At 73.8% G+C, this 21,992-nt stretch carries 18 protein-coding genes; 7 read left to right on the plus strand and 11 right to left on the minus strand.

The annotated features are described in order from the left end of the window. Positions 1–209: 209 nt before the first annotated feature. Positions 210–2,381 carry a WD40 repeat domain-containing serine/threonine protein kinase gene (locus J2S55_RS45390; RefSeq protein ID WP_306874414.1) on the minus strand — a complete coding sequence of 724 codons (2,172 nt, stop codon included), beginning with the start codon at positions 2,379–2,381 and terminating at the stop codon, positions 210–212. A gap of 261 nt (positions 2,382–2,642) precedes the next feature. Between J2S55_RS45390 and J2S55_RS45395 the strand changes: the two genes are divergently transcribed. Beyond that, positions 2,643–3,362: a Crp/Fnr family transcriptional regulator gene (locus tag J2S55_RS45395; RefSeq protein ID WP_306874419.1), complete on the plus strand. Its 720-nt coding sequence runs from the start codon at positions 2,643–2,645 to the stop codon at positions 3,360–3,362. A gap of 105 nt (positions 3,363–3,467) precedes the next feature. Here J2S55_RS45395 and J2S55_RS45400 read toward each other — a convergent pair whose 3' ends face one another. Next, a complete protein-coding gene (locus tag J2S55_RS45400) occupies positions 3,468–3,983 on the minus strand; it encodes a Pycsar system effector family protein (RefSeq protein ID WP_306874424.1) in 516 nt (171 codons plus the stop codon). 171 nt (positions 3,984–4,154) lie between these two features. Here J2S55_RS45400 and J2S55_RS45405 point away from each other — a divergent pair, with 171 nt between their 5' ends. The 3 genes from J2S55_RS45405 to J2S55_RS45415 all read left to right on the plus strand — a co-directional run bounded on the left by J2S55_RS45405 (position 4,155) and on the right by J2S55_RS45415 (position 6,673). Then, positions 4,155–4,922: an SGNH/GDSL hydrolase family protein gene (locus tag J2S55_RS45405; RefSeq protein ID WP_306874426.1), complete on the plus strand. Its 768-nt coding sequence runs from the start codon at positions 4,155–4,157 to the stop codon at positions 4,920–4,922. 96 nt (positions 4,923–5,018) lie between these two features. Continuing rightward, positions 5,019–6,071, plus strand: a complete 1,053-nt coding sequence (locus J2S55_RS45410) for a sensor histidine kinase (RefSeq protein ID WP_306874429.1) — start codon at positions 5,019–5,021, stop codon at positions 6,069–6,071. Then, positions 6,068–6,673, plus strand: coding sequence for a response regulator transcription factor (locus tag J2S55_RS45415; protein ID WP_306874432.1), 606 nt, complete (start codon positions 6,068–6,070; stop codon positions 6,671–6,673). The genes J2S55_RS45410 and J2S55_RS45415 overlap by 4 nt, the downstream gene beginning before the upstream one ends. 28 nt (positions 6,674–6,701) lie before the next feature. Here J2S55_RS45415 and J2S55_RS45420 read toward each other — a convergent pair whose 3' ends face one another. After that, positions 6,702–7,550, minus strand: a complete 849-nt coding sequence (locus J2S55_RS45420; RefSeq protein WP_306874435.1) for an SGNH/GDSL hydrolase family protein — start codon at positions 7,548–7,550, stop codon at positions 6,702–6,704. A gap of 180 nt (positions 7,551–7,730) precedes the next feature. Here J2S55_RS45420 and J2S55_RS45425 point away from each other — a divergent pair, with 180 nt between their 5' ends. Then, on the plus strand, positions 7,731–8,960 hold the full coding sequence (locus J2S55_RS45425) for an isochorismate synthase (RefSeq protein WP_370879764.1): 1,230 nt from the start codon (positions 7,731–7,733) through the stop codon (positions 8,958–8,960). A 79-nt stretch (positions 8,961–9,039) separates the two neighbouring features. Here the strand turns inward: J2S55_RS45425 and J2S55_RS45430 are convergent, their stop codons facing one another. From J2S55_RS45430 to J2S55_RS45445, 4 genes are all read right to left on the minus strand, one after another. After that, complete coding sequence (locus J2S55_RS45430; RefSeq protein ID WP_306874438.1) at positions 9,040–10,299, minus strand: trypsin-like peptidase domain-containing protein; 1,260 nt, start codon at positions 10,297–10,299, stop codon at positions 9,040–9,042. A gap of 214 nt (positions 10,300–10,513) precedes the next feature. Beyond that, positions 10,514–11,152 (minus strand): MerR family transcriptional regulator, encoded by a 639-nt coding sequence (locus J2S55_RS45435; protein WP_306874441.1) that lies wholly within the window; start codon positions 11,150–11,152, stop codon positions 10,514–10,516. 163 nt (positions 11,153–11,315) lie between these two features. Next, positions 11,316–11,951 (minus strand): DedA family protein, encoded by a 636-nt coding sequence (locus J2S55_RS45440; protein WP_306874444.1) that lies wholly within the window; start codon positions 11,949–11,951, stop codon positions 11,316–11,318. 374 nt (positions 11,952–12,325) lie between these two features. Beyond that, complete coding sequence (locus J2S55_RS45445) at positions 12,326–12,955, minus strand: YigZ family protein (RefSeq protein ID WP_306874446.1); 630 nt, start codon at positions 12,953–12,955, stop codon at positions 12,326–12,328. Positions 12,956–13,053: 98 nt separating this feature from the next. Here J2S55_RS45445 and J2S55_RS45450 point away from each other — a divergent pair, with 98 nt between their 5' ends. Together J2S55_RS45450 and J2S55_RS45455 are read left to right on the plus strand one after the other, a co-directional pair. Beyond that, a complete protein-coding gene (locus J2S55_RS45450; protein ID WP_306874448.1) occupies positions 13,054–15,084 on the plus strand; it encodes a hydantoinase/oxoprolinase family protein in 2,031 nt (676 codons plus the stop codon). Continuing rightward, a complete protein-coding gene (locus J2S55_RS45455; protein ID WP_306874450.1) occupies positions 15,081–16,754 on the plus strand; it encodes a hydantoinase B/oxoprolinase family protein in 1,674 nt (557 codons plus the stop codon). Before J2S55_RS45450 ends, J2S55_RS45455 begins: the two co-directional genes overlap by 4 nt. Here J2S55_RS45455 and J2S55_RS45460 read toward each other — a convergent pair. From J2S55_RS45460 to J2S55_RS45475, 4 genes are read right to left on the minus strand one after another with little or no spacing between them, the layout of a single operon-like run. Further along, positions 16,727–18,349, minus strand: a complete 1,623-nt coding sequence (locus J2S55_RS45460; protein WP_306874453.1) for a PucR family transcriptional regulator — start codon at positions 18,347–18,349, stop codon at positions 16,727–16,729. The genes J2S55_RS45455 and J2S55_RS45460 overlap by 28 nt on opposite strands. Before the next feature lie 28 nt (positions 18,350–18,377). After that, complete coding sequence (locus J2S55_RS45465; protein WP_306874456.1) at positions 18,378–19,403, minus strand: DUF917 domain-containing protein; 1,026 nt, start codon at positions 19,401–19,403, stop codon at positions 18,378–18,380. A 58-nt stretch (positions 19,404–19,461) separates the two neighbouring features. Then, on the minus strand, positions 19,462–20,586 hold the full coding sequence (locus J2S55_RS45470) for a hydantoinase/oxoprolinase family protein (RefSeq protein ID WP_306874459.1): 1,125 nt from the start codon (positions 20,584–20,586) through the stop codon (positions 19,462–19,464). Next, positions 20,583–21,890, minus strand: a complete 1,308-nt coding sequence (locus J2S55_RS45475) for an MFS transporter (protein WP_306874461.1) — start codon at positions 21,888–21,890, stop codon at positions 20,583–20,585. Before J2S55_RS45475 ends, J2S55_RS45470 begins: the two co-directional genes overlap by 4 nt. Positions 21,891–21,992: the final 102 nt, after the last annotated feature.

Below are 21,992 nucleotides of genomic sequence, written 5' to 3' on the forward strand. Positions count from 1 at the left end.
GTCGCCGGACGCGTGCCGGGCGAGCGGGGCCATGCCGGCGGGCCCCGCGGCGGATGTCCTCAGCGGGGCCATGTCGGCGGGGCCCCTGGGCGGATGTCCTCAACGGGCCATGTCGGCGGGGCCCCTGGGCGGATGTCCTCAACGGGTGTGCGCGGCTTCGACGGCCAGGGGTCGATCCCGTCCTCGACCTGCGGGGCCGGTGTCTCCACTCACGTCGCGCCCAGACTCCACGCCCGGACTTTGCGGTCGTCGCCGCCGGCCACGGCGATGGTCGCGCCGTTCAGGGTCCCGACCGCCACCGAGTGGACCCATCCGGTGCCGCCGACGAGGGCTCTGCCGATCTGACGTCCTGCGGCCAGGTCCCACACCCGCACGGTGCGGTCGTAGGCGCCGCCGGAGACGGCGATGGGCCGTCCCTCCAGGGTGCCGAAGGCCATCGAGGTGACGGAATCGGTGTGGCCGGTGAGCGGCAACCCTATCAACTCGCCGGCGGCCAGGTCCCATATCCGGACCTTGCGGGAGCCGCCGGTGACGGCGACGACCTTGCCGTCCAACGTGCCGAGCGCCAGCGACTGGACGGGGTCGGGACCGGTGAGGGGGCGACCGACGCGTTGGCCCGTGGCCAGGTCCCACACGCGCAGGGTTCTGTCGTAACTTCCGGTGACGGCGATGGTCCTGTCCCCCAGCGGATGGATCGCCGCTCCCGTCACCGCGCCGGTGTGACCTGTGAGGGGCCGGCCGATCCGGCGGCCCGCGGTCAGGTCGTAGACCCACATCGTGTAGCGGTCGTCGTCGCCGAAGACGGCGACGGCGTTGCCGTTCATCGTGCCCAGCGCGAGCGCGCTGACCGCGTCGGTGTAACCGGTGACCGGCTCGCCGATCTGCCTGCCCGAGGTCAGGTCCCACACGTTGAGCGCGCCCCCGTTGTCTCCGCCGCTGCCCGCGTTGTCGCCGGTGACGGCGACGGGTGTGCCGTTCACCGTGCCGGTGGCCATCGTCCAGACGGAGCCGGGGACCCGGACCCTGCGGATCTGCCGGCCCGCCGCCAGGTCCCAGATCCGCAGCGTGTAGTCGTAGTCGGTGCCGGAGATCGCGACGGTCCTGCCGTCCACGGCGGCGATCGCCACGGCGCTGATCTCGCGGGTGTGCCCGGTGAGCGGGGGGCTGAGCGGGGTCCCGAACGGCGGTTGCGCCGTGCTCGGCGACGGTGCGGAGGTCTGCGCCCGGGCATGAGGCGTCGCGGGAGCGGATGCCGGCCGGCCGGATCGGCCCACGGCCGGCGATCCCGTCGCGGGGGTCTCCCGCTGCGTCGCGGGGGTCTCCTGCTGCAGGGTGCGGATGATCGCGGCGCCCCCGCCGACGACTCCCACCGCCGCGAGGGAGAGCAGGACACGCCGCCGGGCCGGGCCGGCGGGCATCGTGGACGGTCGGCGGGAGGGGGCCATCGACTGGTCGAGGTCGCCGCGTGCCGGTGGCGGCACGGGATCGGGGGGACGAGCGACGACGCGACCGGTTGAGTCTCCGGAGCCAGCGGCACCCGCCGGCGCCCCGGCGGGTGCCGCCCGGCCGGGGGTGGCGTGTTCGCCGGTCAAGACGCCCAGCACGGCGGTGAGGGTGGGGCGTGCGGCGGGGTCCTTGTCCAGGCAGGCGGCCAGCAGGTCGTCCAGCGGGGCGGGCACGCCGCTCAGGTCGGCCTGCCCCAGCACGATGGCGCCGATCACCGCCGTGGCGTCGTCGCCGGGGAAGGCGCGGCGGCCGGTGGCGGCGAACACCATGGTGGCCGCCCAGCTGAACACGTCACAGGCCGTGGTGGCCGGCTGGGAGGCGAACAGTTCGGGGGCCATGTAGGCGGGGGTGCCGACGGGGCCGGAGCGGGTGGTGACCTGTTCCAGTGCCTGGGCGATGCCGAAGTCGATGACGACGGGACCCTCGGGGCCCATCACCACGTTGGCCGGTTTGAAGTCGCGGTGCACGATGCCGGCGCGGTGGACGGCGGCCAGCGCGGTGAGCGTGGTGACCGCCAGGCGCTCCAGCCCGCCCCCGGTGCGCGGCCCGTCGCCGGTGACCAGGTCCTGCAGGGAGGGGCCGGGCACGTACTCGCTGACCACGTAGGGGCGATCGCCGGTCATGCCCGTGTCGAGCACCCGGGCCGTGCAGAAGGGCGCCACCTTACGGGCCAGGCCGATCTCGCGCAGGAAACGCCGGCGCACGCCGGGGTCGCGGGCCATCCGGGCGTGCAGCACCTTGATCGCGACCCGGGCGCCCGACGGGGAGTGCCCCAGGTAGATCACGCCCTGACCGCCTTCTCCCGCGACGGCGCTCAGGCGGTAGTCGCCGATCCGGCGGGGGTCGGTCTCACTCAGCGGGAACAGGTCGGCCACCGTTCACTCCGTGACCGCGTCGCGGGCGGGCGGACCCTTCCGTGCTGCCACCTCATGTGAAGGCTCCTTGACGCCGAGGCGGAAGCCGAGCATGTCGCACCACCGGCACCGCGTCAAGGAGCCTTCACATCGACGCCCGCGCCCGCCGGAGAGCCGGGATCTCCATGCCGCCGCCCCGCCCCTCAGGGCGCTGGAAGCCTTCCGCGGATAGCATTTCTCGCGCTGGCAGAGTTTCCGCCCCATGCCTCCGGGAGGGCTCCTATGCGGTGGGTTCCGGCTTCATCGGGAGCGTCCCCCTGGCCGGCGGAGACCTTCCTGGCGCGGTTGCCGGAGCCGTCCAGGCGGACGCTGCTCGCGCTGGGGGTCATCCACACCTATCCCGCCGATCACGTGATCGTCCGTCAGGGCGAGTCCGCGGACCTCGTCTCCGTCGTCGTGCACGGCCTGGTCAAGGTGACCGCCCGTACGGAGAACGGCCGGGAGTCCCTGCTCGCGGTGCAGGTCAGGGGGGACGTGGTCGGCGACATGGCCGTGCTGGACGGGTCGACGCGCTCGGCGGACGTGGTCACCTGCGGAGTGACCGTCGTCCGATTGATCAAGGGTGAGGTCTTCCTCGGTTACCTCCGGCGGCATCCCTCCGCCGCGCTCACCCTCAGCACCTTGATGGGCGACCGGCTGCGCTGGGCGAATCAGCGGCGGCTGGAGTTCGCCGGATACGACAGCGACATCTGCCTGGCCCGCCTGTTGCTGGCCGTGCTCGCCCGGCACGGCCGGACCGGACCGGAGGGCACGGACCTGGGCGTCCCGCTGACCCAGGTCGAGCTCGGCGGCCTGATCGGCGCCAAGGAGAGCACCGTCCAGAAGATCCTGCGTGACCTGTCGGCGCGCGGGCTGGTCCGCACCGGCCACCGGCGAGTCACCGTCACCGACCTTCCGGGCCTGGCGGCCTTCGCCGACCTCGGCCCGCCTCCCCCCGGGTGAAGGTCAGGCGTAGACCGACCGGCAGGCACGGGACAGGGCGCGGGGCTCCGGGAGACCGGTGAGGGCGGAGCGGGGTTCCGCGATCCGCTCCGCGCTCCGCGGGCGTCAGCCGGTCAGCGCCGTCAGCGCCAGCCAGGCGACGGTGGCGATGGGCATCAGAACCATCCAGGGCAGGCACCGCCGGATCCGCTCGTGCTTGTGCAGCGCGACGTCGGCGAGAGTGGAGATCAGTGACCACACCTCGCGCTGCTGCCTCACCGCGTCGGCCGGCGACGGCACCCCGTCCGTCCGCACCAGACCGAACCTGTTGGGCCCGGCCGGGCCGGTGAGGCGGGGACGCAGCGCGGCGACGAGATGGTGGCCCGCGACGAGGAACCCGGCCGTGAAGAGCAGGACCACGATGACCGCGGCGACCGCCAGTGGCGGACCGCCCGTCCAGGCCTTGCCCATGCTGCCGATCTGAGTGGCGGCGACGGCGGTGAAGCCGAGATGGACGGTGGCCGTGGTGGCCAGCTTGGTGTCGGCCTGCTGGACGTAGCCGTGGAAGATGGTGAGTGTCTGCAGCGCGACATTGAGGGACTCGGCCGCGCTCAACTCGTTGTTCGCTTTGCGTCGCACCATCGGGACCTCCGCGGAAGCAGGGCTGCTCGGACACCTCCAGCTTCAGGTCTCCCGTGGCGGGCGGATCCGCATTTCCGCTGCTTTTCCGCCTTTTCTTGGTGAACTGCTTCTCCACCCTGACCCCACCCCGGCGCCCGGCGGTCACCGCCGGCCCCCACGACGGAGCCCATCATGACTTCTCGGTTCATACGGCTGACGGCCGCGCTGCTCATGGTGGCGCTCAGCGCCGTCCCGGCCCTCCCCCATCCCGTGGCGGCCCCGGACGAGTCCAACGGCGGCGTGCGGATCATGCCGCTCGGCGACTCCATCACCGACGGCTTCAACGTCCCCGGCGGCTACCGTGTCAACCTGTGGAGGTCGCTGGCCGACGCCGACCACCTCGTCGACTTCGTGGGCTCGGGCTTCAACGGGCCCGCCGAGCTGGCCGACCACGACCACGAGGGTCACCCCGGATGGCGGATCGACGAGATCGACGCCCAGGTCTCCGGGTGGATCGGGGCGGCGTCACCGCGGACGGTGCTGCTGCACATCGGCACCAATGACATCGTCCAGAACCGAGACCTGGGCGGCGCACCCGCCAGGCTCTCCGCTCTCATCGACCGCATCGCCGCGGCGGCCCCGCAGGCCGAGCTGTTCGTCGCCACGATCATCCCGCTGGCCGATCCCGTGCTGGAGGCCCGGGCCGTCGCCTACAACGCCGCGATCCCCGGCATCGTCCGGAGCAAGGCCGCCGCGGGCGGGCACGTGCACCTGGTCGACATGCACGCCGCCGTCACCACCGCCGACCTGGCCGACGGGGTGCATCCCAACCGCACCGGCTACGACAGGATGGCCTCGGCGTGGTACGCCGCGCTGTCCTCCGTACCCGGAAGCGCCGGGGAGGACGGCGCCCCACCGGCAAGACGGCGTCCGGGGCCCGCGCGCCCTGCGGCCCGCTGACCCCACCGGCCGCCCGGTCGCGCGGGACGCCTCACACGGTGGCGCCACACACAGCGGCGCCTCACACGGTGGCGCCTCACGTGATAAGGATGACCGGTGAAGAGCAAGCGTCGGGGACCGGGCGAGCTCGCGTTCTATCCGTGGCTGCTGCTCGCCTATCCGCCGGTCCGTGACCTCGTCGAGGGGACGGCCCGGCCGGTGGTCCCGGCAGCGCTGTGCCTGGCCGCCTTCGCCGCCCTCTACGCGCTGTCGGTCGCCCTGTCCTTCCGCGACCGTCGCGGCGCGGCGGCGGTCGCGCTCGCCGCGCTCCTCCTGGTGACCTTCCTGCTGGCCCGGTCCGTGGAGAGCTGGTTCTATCTGGCGCCGCTGACGACCATCGCCTGCGGGGTGGTGGTCCGGGGCAGGGCGGCCTACACCGTCCTCGTGGCGCTGACGGCCGCGATGGTCCTGCTGATGTGGCGCGCGGGGGCCGGTGGGGAGCAGATCTCCGTAGCCGTCTGGGGGGCGGCCGCGGGCGGCCTGGTGGTCAGCGTCGTCCTGAAGCTCTTCTCCGTGATCGCCGAGCTCCACGAGGCCCGTGAGGAGCTGGCCCGCGCGGCGGTGGCCGAGGAGCGGCTCCGCTTCTCCCGGGACCTGCACGACCTGCTCGGGCACACGCTGTCGGTGATGGTGGTGAAGGCGGAGGCCGTACGGCGCCTGGCCCCCCGTGACGCGGAGGCGGCGGCACGGCAGGCCGCCGACATCGAGACCATCGGCCGGCAGGCGCTGACCGAGGTCAGGGCCGCGGTCACCGGCTACCGCGGCCGCGGCCTGTCCGCCGAGCTGGCCGCCGCGCGCACGGCTCTGGCCGAGGCGGGCATCGCCGCCACGGTGGCCGTTCCCGCGGCGGCGCTCGCCCCGGAGGCCGACGCCCTGCTGGGCTGGGCCGTACGGGAGGGGGTGACCAACGTCATCCGCCACAGCGCCGCCCGCACCTGCGAGATCAGGCTGGACGGGACCATCCTGGAGATCCACGACGACGGCCGGGGACCCGGCGGCTCCGGCTCCGGCAACGGCCTGCGCGGCCTGGCCGAACGGGCGGTGGCCCTGGGCGGGACGCTGGAGACGAGCGCCGGGGACGGCTTCCTGCTGAGGGTGACGATTCCATGATCAGAATACTGCTGGCCGAGGACCAGGGCATGATGCGCGGCGCACTGGCCATGCTCCTGGAGCTGGAGGAGGACATCGAGGTGGCGGCCACGGTCGGCACGGGGGACGAGGTCGTCCCCGCCGCGCTGCGGACACGTCCCGACGTGGCGCTGCTGGACATCGAGATGCCGGGGATCAGCGGCCTGGACGCCGCCGCCGAGCTGCGGGACCGGCTGCCCGGCTGCCGGGTGCTGATCCTGACCACGTTCGGCAGGCCCGGTTACCTGCGCCGGGCGATGGAGGCCGGGGCAGCCGGGTTCCTGGTCAAGGACGGGCCGGTCGAGGAGCTGGCCACGGCGGTCCGCCGGGTCCTGGCGGGCGAGAAGGTGATCGACCCCGCCCTGGCGGCGGCCGCGCTGAGCACCGGCGCCAACCCCCTGACCGGCCGGGAACGGGACGTGCTGGCCGCCGCGGCCGATGGCGCGACGATCGCCGACATCTCGCTCCGGCTCCACCTGGCGGAGAGCACGGTCCGCAACCACCTGTCCGCCGCGATCGGCAAGACCGGCACCCGCAACCGCATCGAGGCCGCCCGCAGCGCCCGGCACAACGGCTGGCTGTAGGCCGCCGCCGCGGTCATCCGGCTGGGGCTCAGGGCTCCGCCGGCTCCCACACGGGCCCCTCGGCCCAGTCGCGGATCGCCTGGAAGGTCCGCTCCGCGATCAGCTCCTGGCCGGCTGCGTTGGGATGGAAGAAGTCCCATTTGCTGACGTGGCTCAGCGTGAACGGGGCGGTGAAGACGGCGTTGCCGTCGAACCTGCAGGTCGGGCCGTAGGCGGCGCAGATCCTGGCCAGGGCGGCGTTGTAGGCGGCGACCCTGTCGTGCACCCGCTGGCGGCGGGCCCGGTCGGCCGGGGCGGTCGAAGTGGGCTTGGCCAGCATGGTGGGGCAGATCCGGCCGATCGCCCAGAATCCGCGTGCCACCAGGTTGTCCTTGCCCACGCGCCACAACCGCTTGAGGTCGGGGACGCTGGCCAGGAACACCCTGCCCGCGGGCCGCCCCTCCCGGAACCGCTGCAGCGCCGCGGCCACCCGGCTCTGGTAGAGCGCCACCGGGGTCATCCGCTGCTCGTCGGACATGCACGCGTCCTGGGCGCCGACCAGGACCGTCACGTAGTCGGCGCGCGCGGCGACGGCCCTGGCCATCTGCCCGGGGAGGTCGGCGCTGGTCGCGCCGGGGACGGCGAGGTTCACGTTGTGCCCGGCGATGCCGTCGTCCAGGCTCCGGAGCCTGGTGTAGTGGCTCTGGACGGACCGGCTGTCACCCGAGGACCAGGAGCGGTCGAGGCAGGGGACGTACCAGCCGCAGGCGTTGAACCCGGCGCTGATCGAGTCTCCGACCGCGGCCATCACCACCGGGTGCCACGGCTCGGCGGCGAGCGCCGCCGGAGGGATCGCCCAGGTGACCGTGGACACCACGATCCCTGTGAATGCGGTCACAGTCTTGCAGGCCATGGCACCTCCGGCTGAGAGATCGGGTCTGCATCGGATGTATCACCGCAGGACAGCGCGGTGCCCTCCATTGACCGAGTGCCTTGGCTTTCTTGACAGAGCGTGGCGGGCGTGCAGAGTGGGGGACACCCGCCGAACACGTTCAGTTTCCCGCATAGAGTGTTCCGGGTGAGTGTCGCGCTCGGATTGAACCGTCCCCTCGTGGTGAGAACCACCCTCGTCGGCGACCCCGGCGACCTGCTCGCGCGACTTCCCGAGGCCGCCCCCTATGCCTGGATCAGGCACGGTGAGGGTCTGGTGGCCTGGGGAGAGGCCGCACGTGTGGCTGTGCCACCCGGCCCCAGGCGTTTCGAGTGGGCTCGCGACTGGCTGTCGGCCACCTTCGGCGAGGCCCACGTCGACGACGACGTGGGCGCCCCCGGCTCGGGCCCGCTCGCCTTCGGCTCGTTCACCTTCGACCCGGACGCCCCGGGCTCGGTCCTCGTCGTGCCGCAGGTCGTCCTCGCCCGCCGCGAGGGCCGCGCCTGGCTGACCACCCTCGGCGAGGAGCGGCTCGACCTGGTCGCCCCGCTCCGCGACCCCGGCAGGATCCGCTACGGCGACGGCAGCCTGACCGCTCCCGAGTGGGAGCACGCCGTGGCGCGGGCCGTCCGGCAGATCAGGTCGGGGCGCCTGGAGAAGGCCGTGCTCGCCCGTGACCTGACCGCCACGGCCGAGCGGGAGATCGACGTCCGCCTGCTGCTGTCGCGCCTGGCCGCCCGCTATCCCGGCTGCTACACCTTCTCCTGCGCCGGGCTGGTCGGCGCCACCCCCGAGCTGCTGGTCCGGCGCACCGGTGAGACGGTCGACTCCCTGGTGCTGGCCGGCACGGTCTCCAGGGGCACCGACGAGGCCGACGACATGGCGCGGGGCGCCGCCCTGTTCGCCTCCGACAAGGACCGCTACGAGCACACCTGCGCGGTGGAGTCGGTCCGGGAGGCACTGGCCCCGCTCTGCTCGGAGCTGAAGGTGCCCGAGGAGCCCGAGCTCCTGGTCCTGTCCAACGTCCAGCACCTGGCCAGCCCGGTGACCGGGCGGCTGTCGGCCGGCACCTCGGTCCTGGACGTGGTGGCCGCCATGCACCCGACAGCCGCCGTCGGCGGCACGCCCACCGGGACGGCGCTCGACGTCATCCGCGAACTGGAGGGCATGGACCGCGCCGGCTATGCCGGCCCGGTCGGCTGGATCGACGCCCGGGGCGACGGCGAGTGGGGCATCGCGCTGCGCTGCGCCCAGATCGAGGGCCGCCGGGCCCGCCTGTTCGCCGGCTGCGGCATCATGGGCGACTCCGTGCCGGCCGCGGAGCTCGCCGAGGCCCAGGCCAAGCTCCGGGTGATGCAGTACGCCCTGGAGGGCTGAGCGCCACGCGCACGCGGATGCGGCGCGGGCGGACGGAGCCGGGGACGCCTGCCCCCTCCCGCGCGGGAGGGGATCCGGGTCATGAGGGGGAAGGGCCGGACCGCTCCGCCATGCGCGTCACGGCCCTGGTCCGGTATTCCTGGGCCTGCCGGTGCGAGGGGACCAGGGTGAGGACGGCGTCGAACTCCCTTATCGCCCCGGCGTAGTCGCCGGCCCAGTAGTCCTCCAGCGCGGTGCGGTAGTGCCTGCCCGTGGCGCCGATGTCGTTCCGCACCCCGTTCCGGCCGAGGAGCTCCCGGATGAGCGCGGAGGAGGCCACGAAGTTGAACGGCTGCCTCTCCTCCGAGAGGTTGAAACTGATCAGCCCTATCGCCCTGGCGGAGGACGTCTCCACGACGGGTCCCCCGCTCATGCCGTCCGAGACCGGCGCGCTCATCTCGTAGACGGGCACCCCTCCCCTGGTGTCCCGCGCGCTGACCTTTCCGTCCTTGTTGCTCGGCTCCAGCGTCCGGTCCGTCACCCTGCTCTTGCTGCCGGAGTAGCCGATCGCGAGGACGGGCATCCCTATCTCGACCACGCCCTCCGGGGCGACCTCGATACCCGTCAGGTTCTCGCTCTCGATCTTCAGCAGCGCGACGTCTCCCTCGCCGACGGGTTCGAACATGAGCACGCGGGCGCGTTTCTGCACGTAGTCGCTGGCGTCCAGGGAGTCGACGCCCTGCTGGACGCGGACCTCCCGGTCCGCCGGCGTCCCCGCCGTCTGTCCCTCGACGACCCAGTCGCCGACGAGCTCCCTGTCCAGCTCCTCTTTGGTGTGCTTGTTCCCCTCTTTCCGTTCCTCTTTTATCACCGTGTCGAAGAATATGCGGGAAGCGCCATCGATACCGGGGTCGACGCAGTGGCCCGCGGTGACGATGTATCCGTCGGGGTTGACCACGAATCCGGTGCAGGTGGAGGTGAACCCGATGAGCCGGCTCTTCCATATTTTCCCGGTCGACAGGTTCCGGAGATAACCGGACCAGTTCGTCTTTATGTAGACGATGGACGGGCGGACCAGGGCCGAAGTGCGCTCTTCGGGGGTGATCGCCGGAAGGGAGCGGCCGGGGACCGGACGGCCGGGTGCGGCCGAGGGCGCCGGAGATGACGGAGCGGCCGGCGCGGTCCCGGTGGCCAGAGAGGTCCCGGTGGCCAGAGAGGTCCCGGTGGCCGGAGAGGTCCCGGTGACCCGAGAGGTCCGCGGCGCCGGTGGGGCCTGCGAGGTGGCGCCGCTGCCGCATCCCGCCGCGGCGAGCGACGTCGCGGCCAGCGCCGAGGCGACTACGCGCAGGGGGCCGTCCATGGCATGCCAGCCTCCTTCTCCGGCCGACCCATGAGCTCTCCCCCTCCCGTCGCCCTCCACCGCCACCGGCTCGTGGCCTCTTAGATCCTCTCACCCGGCCCCGGGCCCACGGCCTGCCGGCGTGGGATATTGAACGGCCCGGGAAGGCTTTTTGGCCGGCGAAATCACGTTGTATTCACATATTTTGACCGCCGGCCGCTGAAACAGCCGCCGCTCATCCCTCCGCCGGGCCGAGCCTCCTGGCCGACTCGGCCTCCTGTGCCAGCCGCCGGAGGGAGCCCAGCACCGTGTCGCCGACGGCGGTCCACACCACGACCGCCTCGGCCATCGCGGCCGGGTCGGGCCGGCGCAGGATGGCCTCCACCTCGACGGCCGCCAGGCGCTCGGCCACCTCGGCGTACTCCCGCAGGATCGGCGCGAAGTCCTCCTGGCCGAGGCGGTGGAGCGCGGCCAGCGCGTCGGCGAGGGTCCGCCGGGCGGGGTTGGTCGGCTTCACCGCCCAGCCACGTCCGTCGATCAGCTCCTCCACCCGGCCGGCCGCCCACCGCCCCGCCTCGTCGGGCTCGGCGGGCTCCTCCTTGCGCGGGGTCAGCGCGTACTGCGCCTTGCCGAGGACCCCGAGGTCGGTGACCTGGGAGTCCATCAACACGAGCACCTCGCGGGCCGCGGCGATGGACAGGCCGCCGGCCTCGACCAGCGCCCGCACCAGCTTGATCCGCCTGAGGTGGTCCTCGTCGTACTGCGCCTGGTTGGGGCCGGTGCGCTCGCCCTGGGAGACGAGGCCTTCGCGCATGTAGAACTTGATCGTGGGGATCGGGACCCCGCTCCGCCGGCTCAGCTCGCCGATCCGCATGATTCTCCCTCTGCCTCGTCCGCGGTTATCAGTATTACTGCTTACCGGTTCCGATGGAGTGCGGATCGGGCCGGACGGGCGCCGCGGTGGCCTGCCGGCGCCGCCGGGACCCCCGGCGCCGGTCCGGCCGACGCCCGGCGGCCCCTTGTCACTCCGTTCGTCGCTACGCGTGGTGCTTCCCCTTGCGCCGGTCCGTCAGCCGGACCACGACGAAGACCACGACGGCGAGCACCACGACGCCCAGCACGGCCTTGGACAGGATCCCGGCGTAGTCCTCGACCAACGACCAGTTCTCCCCGAGCAGGTAGCCGGCCATCACGAAGGCCGTGTTCCAGATGAGGCTGCCCAGCGTGGTGAGGAGGGTGAAGACCGTGATCGGCATGCGCTCGACCCCCGCCGGGATCGAGATGAGGCTGCGGAAGATGGGGATCATCCGGCCGAAGAAGACCGTCTTCCTGCCGTGCCTGGCGAACCATGCCTCGGTCTTCTCGATGTCGGAGACGCTGATCAGCGGCAGCTTCGCCGCGATGGCCACCACCCGTTCGCGGCCCAGCAGCGCCCCGATCCCGTAGAGTGCCAGCGCGCCGACGACGGACCCCAGGGTGGTCCAGAGGACGGCGTCGAACAACGTCATGTTCCCCTTGCTGGCGGTGAACCCGGCCAGCGGCAGGATCACCTCGCTCGGCAGCGGCGGGAACAGGTTCTCGAGCGCGATCGCCACCCCGGCCCCGGGCGCGCCCAGGGTCTCCATAAGATTGATCGCCCACCCGGCGATCCCGCCAACGTTGGTTGCACTCATGGCGACAAGGCTAAAGAGGTTTGAATACGCCAGAAATGAGGACGACCGTCGGACCCGCCCCGCAGCACCCCACCACGCGGGGTGCGGAAAACCTCAGGTCCCGGCCGCGCGGCCCCGATATCCGGACCGTCCGCGCAGGTGATCAGGGGGTCCCCGGGGTTCCCGCACGTCAGCGCCCCACCTGCCGCCACCGGCCGGACGGCGGGCCGGACCGGGGACCGGGCGCCGGCCCCGGCCGGGCGGGCCCCGACCGGCCGGTCGCCGTAAAGTTCCGCGATCGCCTGTGATCCATCCCATATTTTTCCGCCGGGCCGGGCGGCTGCCCGGGAGGCGGCCGGTCGGCGGAAGGCCGCCCCGGCCCTCGCCGGGGAGGCTCAGATCTTCCTGAGGTAGACCCTCTCCCCGGCCCCGACCTCTGCCCGGCCGGCCGTGTGCGTGGCGACCCAGCCGGGGAAGACGGGCAGCTCCGCCTCCCGCACCGCGATCCGGAAACCGACCTCGGCGCCGTAGACGACCTCCCTGACCTCGTACGGCGAGGCGCGCAGGTCGTTCTCCAGGCGCCCGGCCTGAACATGGTCCACGGTCACCGACATGACCCTGGCCGGCACCATCTCGACCAGGGGCGTCAGGTCCAGTGTCTTGCCGACCGACGAGCCGTACGCCCGGATCAGACCGCCCGCGCCCAGCTTGACCCCGCCGAAGTAACGCGTGACCACCGCCACCACGTCGCCGAGCCCGCGGCGCAGCAGCGTCTCCAGCATCGGGGTCCCGGCGGTGCCACCGGGCTCCCCGTCGTCGTCGGCCTTCTGGACCAGCCGGTCCCCGCCGATCACGTAGGCGGAGCAGTTGTGCGTGGCGTCGCCGTACAGCCGCCTGCGCCCGGCCACGAACCGCCGGGCCGCCTCCTCCGAGGCCGCCGGGGCGAGCGCGCAGATGAAGCGGGACCGCTTGATCTCGATCTCGTGCTCCATGACGTCTTCCAACGTGAGGTACGGCGCGGCCATCCCGACAGGCTACCGGCGAGGGCGGATCGCCCGGGCGGACGGCCCGGGCTGTGCGGAGCGCCCAGGGGCGGCGCGGCGTCCTGGCATACCTTCGCCGCATGAGCTTCCGAACCGCCATGGACATCGGCGGCACCTTCACCGACGTCGTCCGCTACGACGAACGGACCGGCGGCGTGGTGGCCTCCAAGGCGCCGACCACGCCGGGGAACCTCGCCGAGGGCGTGTTCTCCGCACTCGGCCGGGTCGTGGACGACCCGGCCGAGATCTCCTTCTTCGTGCACGGCACCACCCAGGGGCTCAACGCGCTGCTGGAGCGCAAGGGCGCCCGGGTGCTGCTGGTCACCGGGGAGGGCGCCCGGGACGTCTACCGCATCGCCCGCGGCAACCGGGACCGGATGTTCGACCTGCGCTACCGCAAGCCCGAGCCGCTGGTCCCCCGCTCGGACGTGGTGGAGGTCGCCGGGCGGCTGGACTGGCGCGGGGAGGAGATCGTCCCCCTGGACGAGGACGCCGTCAGGGCCGCGGGCCGGCGCGCCCGCGACGGGGGCTTCGACGCGGTCGCCCTCTGCCTGCTGTTCAGCTACGTCAACCCCGCCCACGAGATCCGCGCGGGCGAGATCCTGGCCGAGGAACTGGGCGAGGACGTCCTCGTCGTCCTCTCCCACGAGGTGGCCCGCGAATGGCGCGAGTACGAGCGGACCTCCTCCGCGGTGCTGGAGGCGTACACCGGGCCCGTGGTCCGTCGTTACCTGGCCGGCATCGAGGAACGGTTCGCCGAGCGGGGCCTGACGGTCCCGGTGCACGTCATGCAGTCCTCCGGCGGCCTGGTCAACGCCTCCTACGCGATGCGGCGGCCGCTGCAGACCCTGCTGTCCGGTCCAGTCGGCGGCACCATGGGCGGCGTCGCGGCGGCCCGGCTCCTGGGCCGGCCCAACGCCATCTGCGTGGACATGGGGGGCACCTCCTTCGACGTGTCCCTGGTGGTCGACGGCAGGCCGGACATCAGCGCCGAGGCACGCGTCGAGGGCTTCCCCGTGCTGATGCCGATCGTGAACCTCCACACGATCGGCGCGGGCGGCGGCTCCATCGCCTACGCCGAGGCCGGCGCGCTGCGGGTCGGCCCCGAGTCGGCGGGGGCCGTCCCCGGGCCGGCCTGCTACGGCAGGGGCGGCGTCCAGCCGACCGTCACCGACGCCAACGTGGTCCTCGGCCGGGTGGACCCGGCCTGGTTCGCCGGCGGGCTGATGACCCTGGACGTCGAGGCCGCCCACCGGGCCGTGGCCGGCCTGGCCGACGAACTCCACCTGGAGACGCTCCAGACCGCCGAGGGCGTCTGCAGCGTGGCCAACGCCAAGATGGCCCAGGCCATCCGGACCCTCACCGTGGAGCACGGCGTCGAGCCGCGCGAGTTCGCCCTGGTCGCCTTCGGCGGCGCCGGCGCCATGCACGCGGTCTTCATCGCCCGCGAGCTCGGCGTCTCCGAGGTGGTCATCCCCCGCTTCCCCGGCGCGTTCTCGGCCTGGGGCATGCTGGAGGCCGACGTCCGCCGCGACCTGAGCCACCCCTACTTCCGCGCGGGCGAGAAGCTGGACGGCGCCGACATGGCGGCCCGGCTGGCGGACCTGCAGGCCCAGGCGCTCGACGCGCTGGCCGGGCAGGGGGTGGCGGGCGGCCGGATGCGGGTCGAGCACGCGGTGGACATGCGCTACGAGGGCCAGGACTACACCTTGACCATCCCCCTGGAAGGCGCGGACGAGCCGGGCGCGCCCGGCTTCCCGGAGCGGATCGCGGCCCGCTACGCCGAGGCGCACACCAGGCGGTACGGCCATGCCACCCCTGAGGCGCCGGTGGAGTTCGTGGCGCTGCGCAGCACCGGTTTCGGCGTGTTCCCCCGGGCCGCCGCCACCCACGCCGCCCAGCCGGACGACGGGCCGCGGACCGTACGGGATGTGATCTTCGACGGCGAGGCGCATCCCACCCCCGTGCTGCGCCGCGGCGCGCTGGAGGGGGAGCTCACCGGCCCGGCGATCGTCGTGGAGGAGACGGCGACCACGGTGATCCCGCCGGGCTGCGTGGCCTCGGTGGACGACAACGGATTTCTGGTCATCAAGGTGGGAGGGGCCAAATGATCGACCCGGTGACCACGGAGATCATCCGCTGCGCGCTGCTGCAGGCGGCCGAGGACATGAACACCACCCTGATCAGGTCCTCCTACACCCCGGTGATCTACGAGGCGAAGGACTGCGCGGTCGCCCTGCTGGACCGCGACCACAACGTGCTCGGCCAGTCCTCCGGCCTGCCGATCTTCCTGGGCAACCTGGAGGTCTGCACCCGCGAGACCGAGCGCCTGCACGGCCGCCAGGTGTGGCGCGAGGGCGACGTGTGGATGCTCAACGACTCCTACATCGGCGGTACGCATCTCAACGACGTCACCGTCTACGGACCGATCTTCGTCGACGGCGAGCTGGCCGGCTTCGCCGCCTCCCGCGCGCACTGGCTGGACATGGGCTCCAAGGACCCGGGCGGGTCGATGGACTCCACCTCGATCTTCCAGGAGGGGCTGCGCCTGGGCCCGGTCAAGATCTACGAGGGCGGCGCGGCCTGCGCGGACCTGCACCAGGTGATCGCCCGCAACGTGCGCTTCCCGCACGCCACCCTCGGCGACATGCGGGCTCAGGTGGCCTGCGTGACGACCGGGCGGCGGCGCCTGGCCGAGATCGTCTCCCGCTGGGGCCTCGACACGGTGACGGTCGCCCGGGATGAGATCTTCGCGCAGACCGAGCGGCTGGAACGGACCGCGATCGCCGCCGTCCCCGACGGCGTCTACCGGGCCGGCGGGTTCCTGGACAACGACGGCATCGACCTGGCCACCCCGCTGCCGGTGAACGTCACCGTGACCGTGGCCGGCGAGAACGTCACGGTGGACCTCACCGACTGCGCCGACCAGGCCACCGGCCCGGTCAACTGCGGCGCCGCCCAGGCCGTGGCAGCCGTCCGGGTCGCCTACAAGCTCCTGGTCAGCGGCGAGGTGCCGCTCAACGGAGGCTCCTTCCGCCCGCTGTCGGTGGCGACCCGCCCCGGCTCGATGCTCGCCGCCGAGTCTCCCGCCGCCTGCCAGTACTACTACTCCCACCTGGGCCTGGTCATCGACCTGGTGGTCAGGGCCCTGGCCCCGGCGCTGCCCGGCAGGGCCGCGGCGGCCAGCTACGGCGACTCCCTCATCGTCCAGATGTCCGGTGTGGACCCACGCACCGGCAAGCTGTACGTCTCCCAGGAGGCGACCGTCGGCGGCTGGGGCGCCTGGGAGGGCGGCGACGGCGAGACCTGCCTGATCAACAGCGTCAACGGCTCCCTGCGCGACATGCCGATCGAGGTCCTGGAGACCCTCTTCCCGGTCCGCGTCACCCGGTACGAGATCCGTCCGGACACCGGTGGCGCCGGCCGCTGGCGTGGCGGCCACGGCGTCGTCCGGGAGTACGAGTTCGGCGCGGACACCTCGCTGTCGCTGTGGTTCGAGCGCTCGGTCACGCCCGCCTGGGGTCTGGCCGGCGGCGGTGCCGGGGCCCCGCCGCGGGTCACCCTCAACCCGGGCACCTCCGGCGAGCGCGAGATGCTCAAGGTCAACGCCCTGCCGGTCCGCAGGGGCGACGTGCTGCGCTGCGAGTCGGGCGGCGGCGGCGGGTACGGCCCGGCCGGACTCCGCGACCGCTCGGCCACGGCCCGCGACCTCGCCGAGGGCGTGGTCACCGCCGCCGGCCCGTCCCGGGGCCGTCAGCGCAGCACGTGGCAGGCCAGGTGAAGGGCGAGACGGGAGGCCGGGTCGTCGATGTCGAAGCCGGCCGCGCGGATCCGGTCGAGGCGGGTGGTGACGGTGTTGCGGTGGACGCCGAGGCGCTCGGCCGCGCGGGAGGCCCCTCCCTCGTCCAGGACGGCGGCGAGGGTCTCCAGCAGCGTCCCCTCCCGGTCCACCTCCAGCAGCGGGCCGAGGGTCACCCGCGCCTGGGCGCGGAGCACCCCGGCGGGCAGCGCGGCCAGCAGCCTGGCCGGCCCCAGCCGGTCGGCGCGGGCGACCTCGCCGGCCGGGGAGGCGGCCGCGGCGGCCTCCGCCCCGAGAAGTGACTCCTGCATGCCGCTCAGATCGGGCACCCGGGCGCCGACCCCCGCCGAGCAGGGGATCGGCATGGCCGCGAGGCACTCGGCCAGGCGGCCGGCGAGCCGGTCGGGAGGCAGGTCCGACCAGCCCGCCCAGCTCCCGCCCCGCGACAGCACGGGGCCGGGGCCGAGGATCGTGGCGATGACCGATCCGGCCGTCCCGGTCTCGTCCCGCCCGCCGCCGACGGGTCGGACGGCGTATCCGGTGAGCGGCCCACCGACCGGCCAGCCGAGGGCGACCGCGCGGGCGAGCGCCCCGTCCGCCTCCGCACCGGGCCCGTCGCCCGCGCTCCCCGCGCCGCCGGCCGGTCCGCCCGCCCTTTGACCGGCCGCCCTCTCATCACCGGCCGCTTCACCCGGTTCGCCCGGGCCGGGCCCGTCGCCGACGGGCCCGGCCGTCCCCGCGTCCTGGCCGGTCGCCGTCCCGCCCCCGGCCACCGCGGGGGCCTGCGGCCGCGAGGCGGCCTGGGTCAGCAGCCGGGTGGCGAGGGCCGACCGGACGGCCGCGTCCCGCTCGGCGGCGAGCCGTCCGGTGGCGGCCCAGGCGGCCAGCGGGGCGGCCGCCAGGGACAGGACCGCGCCCACCACGGACGGCCAGCCGGGCGAGCGGAAGGGGCCGTAGGCCACCAGCACCCCCAGCGGCCTGCCCTCCGCGTCGGGCACCTCCACCTCCGCGAGCGGGCTCCCCTGTCCCCGGCGGCCGGCCAGGTGCGAACCGTAGGGGTCCAGGAATGCCACGGCGGTCCCGGACAGCTCGGCGTTGAGCACCCCGAGCACCCGCCGGGCCGACCCTCCCGCCTCCGCCAGCCGGGTGGCGCAGCGGGCCACCAGCTGGGTCCTGGCCGCCTCCGGGCGGGCCGCGGCCGACGCCACCCGCACCGCTGTCACCAGCGGGTCCTCGTCAACGAAGATCACCGTTACGCCGAGCCGTTCGGCCAGCACCGCGCCGGACCCGGCCAGCCCTCCCGCCGACGAGGTGATCACGCACGCCGCGGCCTGCTCCCAGGCCCGGCGCATGGCCATCTCCACCGCCCAGCCGCCGCTGGCGGCGGCGCCGATCAGCACCACCGCGGTGTGCGGGAGCACCGCCCCGAACACCGCCAGGTCGTCGACGATGCGGACCTGGCGCACCGGGTTCTCGCCCGTGCCGTACATCCGGGCCCCGGCCAGCGGGCCGCCGTTGACCAACTCGGCCACCGTGACCGGGGTGGCCCACCCCGGACGCTCCCTCAGCTCGGCCATCGCGCCTCCCCCGACCGCCCGTCCCGCCTCACAACGGCACCCCGAACGCCCGCAGCCCGCCCAGCGCCCGGCCCTCCTCGGTGTGCCAGACCGGCGCGGCCCGCACCACCATGACCTCCACCTCCAGGCCCGGATACGCCTTGTCGACGTCCACCACCACCCCGTCCAGCGTCGAGATCATGCAGATCTGGTCGGGCGCCATGGCCGCCACCGCGCCGTCGGCGAGCGCGAGCACGACCTCGTTGTGCGCCTCCAGCCGGACCAGCCTGCCCAGCCCCTCGGTCTCCTGGACCACGATGCTGGACGGCAGCGACGGCAGCGACCGGTCCCCGCCGTAGCCGGTGCTTCCCCCCACCTCGGCGATCCGGCCCCTGCACAGGGTCCGCACGCCGTACGGCGCGGCGAGGGAACGCGGGGCGCCCGGGACGCCCGCCGCCAGCAGGCGGCCGACCGTGCCGGGGACCAGGACGCGCGACAGGACCTCGGCGGACATCGGGTAACAGGCGGCCAGCGCCCAGCCGCCCAGGGCCAGGACCAGGGGGCGGGCCAGCTCCTCCACCCGGCCGGACCCGGTGTCGAGCCCGACCAGGTCCCCGGTGGGACCGGCGAGTTCGAGCGGCGTGGCGGCGACCCCGCCCAGGGTGTAGGTGGTCTGCTCGATCAGCGGGAACACCCGCCCGGTGCCGTCGCCGTCCACCAGCGGCACGCCCAGCAGCGCCGCGGTGATCACCGGCAGCAGCGCGTTCTCCGCGGCCAGGTTGAGCGCCACGACCGCGCCGGCCCGCCGGCCGAGCCGGCGCTCCAGCGCGTGGACCACCCGGCGGGGCTCGTCCCCCCGGGGCAGTTGCTCGCCGAGCGCCGTGGTGGAGCCGTAGAGGCTGACCGCGACGCAGAGCGTCTCCGGCGGCAGGGCTCCCGCGTCGACCACCGGCACCCCGGCGCCCAGCACCGACGCGGCCCAGTCGAGCGCGACCTGGAAGGACGAATCGGCCGCGCCGGTGGCGAACAGCCGCGACCCGGCGGCGAAGGCGGCGAGCGAGCCGGAGTCGATCACGCCGATCCCCCTCCCGGCGTCACCACGGAGCTCCCGGCATCACCACGCGGACGGTAACTCATGGGGGCGCTCCCTCCGCCTTCACCTGCACCCGGTAGAGGCCGTCGGGCAGGTAGGAGAGCGGGTTCACGACCGTGGTGGCGACACGGGCGGATCCGGGGGCCGCTCCGGCGCTCACCACGCGGGTCAGCGCCTCGTCGCGGGCGTCGTCGATCGCCCGGTCGAGCTCGGCGCGGCCCCGGGCGTGCACGATCCGCTCCACCTCGGCGGTGGGCCCGGCCAGCGCCGCCCCGTAGGCCACGGCCAGCTCCGCCCGCTCCGGCACCTGCCAGCCCGGGCCCGCCTCCCGCGCGCGGGGCCCCACCGCGACGCCCCCCGGAGCCTGCACGGACATCGGCAGCGGCACGTTGACCGGGACGCCGGTGTCGCGCCGCCCCCCGGTCCTGGGCACTCCCCCGGCCACGAGACCGGTGCGCACCCTCGTCCCCCGCTCCTGGACCACGGTGTCGGCCAGCCCGGCCAGCGCCGCGCCGCCGCGCAGCGCGCAGGTGAAGGCGCCCAGATAGCAGACCAGCGGGTAGCGGCGGAAGTAGGGGGCGGAGACCAGGCCCGTCCCGGTCCTGGCGAACAGCAGCGGCGTCCCCGGGAAGTCACGGGCCATCCGGCCGGTGATCCGGTCCGCGATCCGGTCGGCCTCCGGGCCGAGCGCCGCGTTCAGGATCGCGCTGTTCTCCCGCTCCCGCAGCCCGGCCCGGCCGAACTCGTACGACAGGGTGATCCGCGCCCCGGGCACCTCGGCCGTGATGATCTCCGCGACGGCCAGCTCGTGATCGGCCACCACCGGCGAGCCGGTCGCGGTCACCGCGAAGTCCGTCAGGCCGCATCCGGCGGCGAAGCGGGCCACCGCGCCGGCGTCCAGCTCGGCGATCGGCCGCCCGGTGAGGCTGTGGCCGCCCCGGACGACCGTCGCCGTCCCCGAATCCGGCGGCCAGCCCACCAGGGGGCCGAGGCCCGGCGGGCACGGCCCGGCGACCCTGATCGCCGCGACCCCGGCCCGCCGTACCGTGTCGAGGTCCACCGCGACCGACACCGCCCGGGCCGCGCCGACCGGCTCCGTCAGGGCACCGTCCCGGACGGCCGCCACCACCGGCGCGTGCCCTCCGAGATCGACACCGAGGATCATTCCAGGCCGCGTCCCTCGGTCTCCGGCAGCGGTACGGCCAGCAGCGCCGTCACCACCATGAACGCGTTGATCACCAGCATGGTCGCGGTGAAGCCGGTGGCGTGGGCCAGCAGCACCCCCACCGCGGACGGGGCGACGGTGGTGGCCACCAGCTGGGAGGCCGTCGCCCACGAGTAGCCGGTGCCGCGCAGCGCGGTCGGGTAGAACTCGCCGTTCCAGGTGTTCCACACGCCCCAGGCGCCCAGGCTGAAGAACGACAGGACGAAGTTGCCCACGTAGAGGCCGGTCATCGTGGACGCGGTGGCGAAACCCAGCCCGCCGAGGGCCGCGGCCACCACGTAGACCAGGAAGACCTTCTTGCGGCCGAAGCGTCCGGTGAGCAGCGACGCGCTGACGTAGCCGGGGATCATCATGAGCGCGCTGAGCGCCGCGAAGCCGAGGCTCGCGTCCATGCTCAGGCCCTTCTGCTGCAGCAACGTGGGCAGCCAGGTCTGCAGGCCCCAGTAGCCCCAGTTGAAGGAGAAGTTGAGCAGCAGCATCACCACGGTGATCATGCGGAGCCTGCCGCGCAGCAGGTCCAGCGGGTGGCCGGCGCGCTCGGTGGTGACCGTGAAGACCGCGTCGGCGTCGGGACTGCCCAGCGCGCGCAGCACCGCCCGCGCCTCGTCCTGGCGGCCCCTGGCGGCCAGCCAGTAGGGCGACTCGGGCATCCAGGCCCTGATCGCGAACGCCCACAGGCCCGCCACCGCGCTGGCGACGACGACCACGTGCCATCCGAGGTCGCCCAGCCAGACCGAGGCGCCGATGGCGGCCAGCATGCCGATCGGCCAGCCGATCGACAGGTAGACCGCCGCCCGGCCCCGGCTCCTGGTGGGCAGCAGCTCCAGGAAGTAGGGGAAGGTGACGGTGTAGACACCCGCCAGGGCGAGCCCCGAGGCCACCCGCAGCGCGATCAGGGTCTCCACGTTCGGCGCGAACGCCGAGGCCAGCGCGATCACCCCGTAGGCGGCCAGGGACCAGAAGCAGGCGGGCCGGCGGCCGATCCGGTCGGCGACCGGCCCCCACACCAGCGCGCCGGGGATCATGCCGAACGCGACGGCCGACAGCACCAGTCCGATCCCGGCCTCGTTGACGCCGAAGGCCGTGCCGAGGTCTCCGGACACGTAGATGAGGGCGAGCTGTTCCCAGGACTCGATGACGAACGCGACGAACAGCGCCAGCGCGATCAGGATGTGTCTGCGGGTGAACGGCATCCGGTCGAAGGCGGCGCCGATGGGCAGCGTCCGGGTTTCGGTGGCGGTCATGGGGCTCCTCGGGAGGGGGGCGCGAAGTCTTGCCGCACCATAGGTCCAGCCCCCTCCGGAAGAACTGTGCACTCCGCCCGCCGGACCCGGCACCAGGCGTGC

The sequence above is a fragment of the Streptosporangium brasiliense genome (assembly GCF_030811595.1).
In the GTDB taxonomy this organism is placed as follows: domain Bacteria; phylum Actinomycetota; class Actinomycetes; order Streptosporangiales; family Streptosporangiaceae; genus Streptosporangium; species Streptosporangium brasiliense.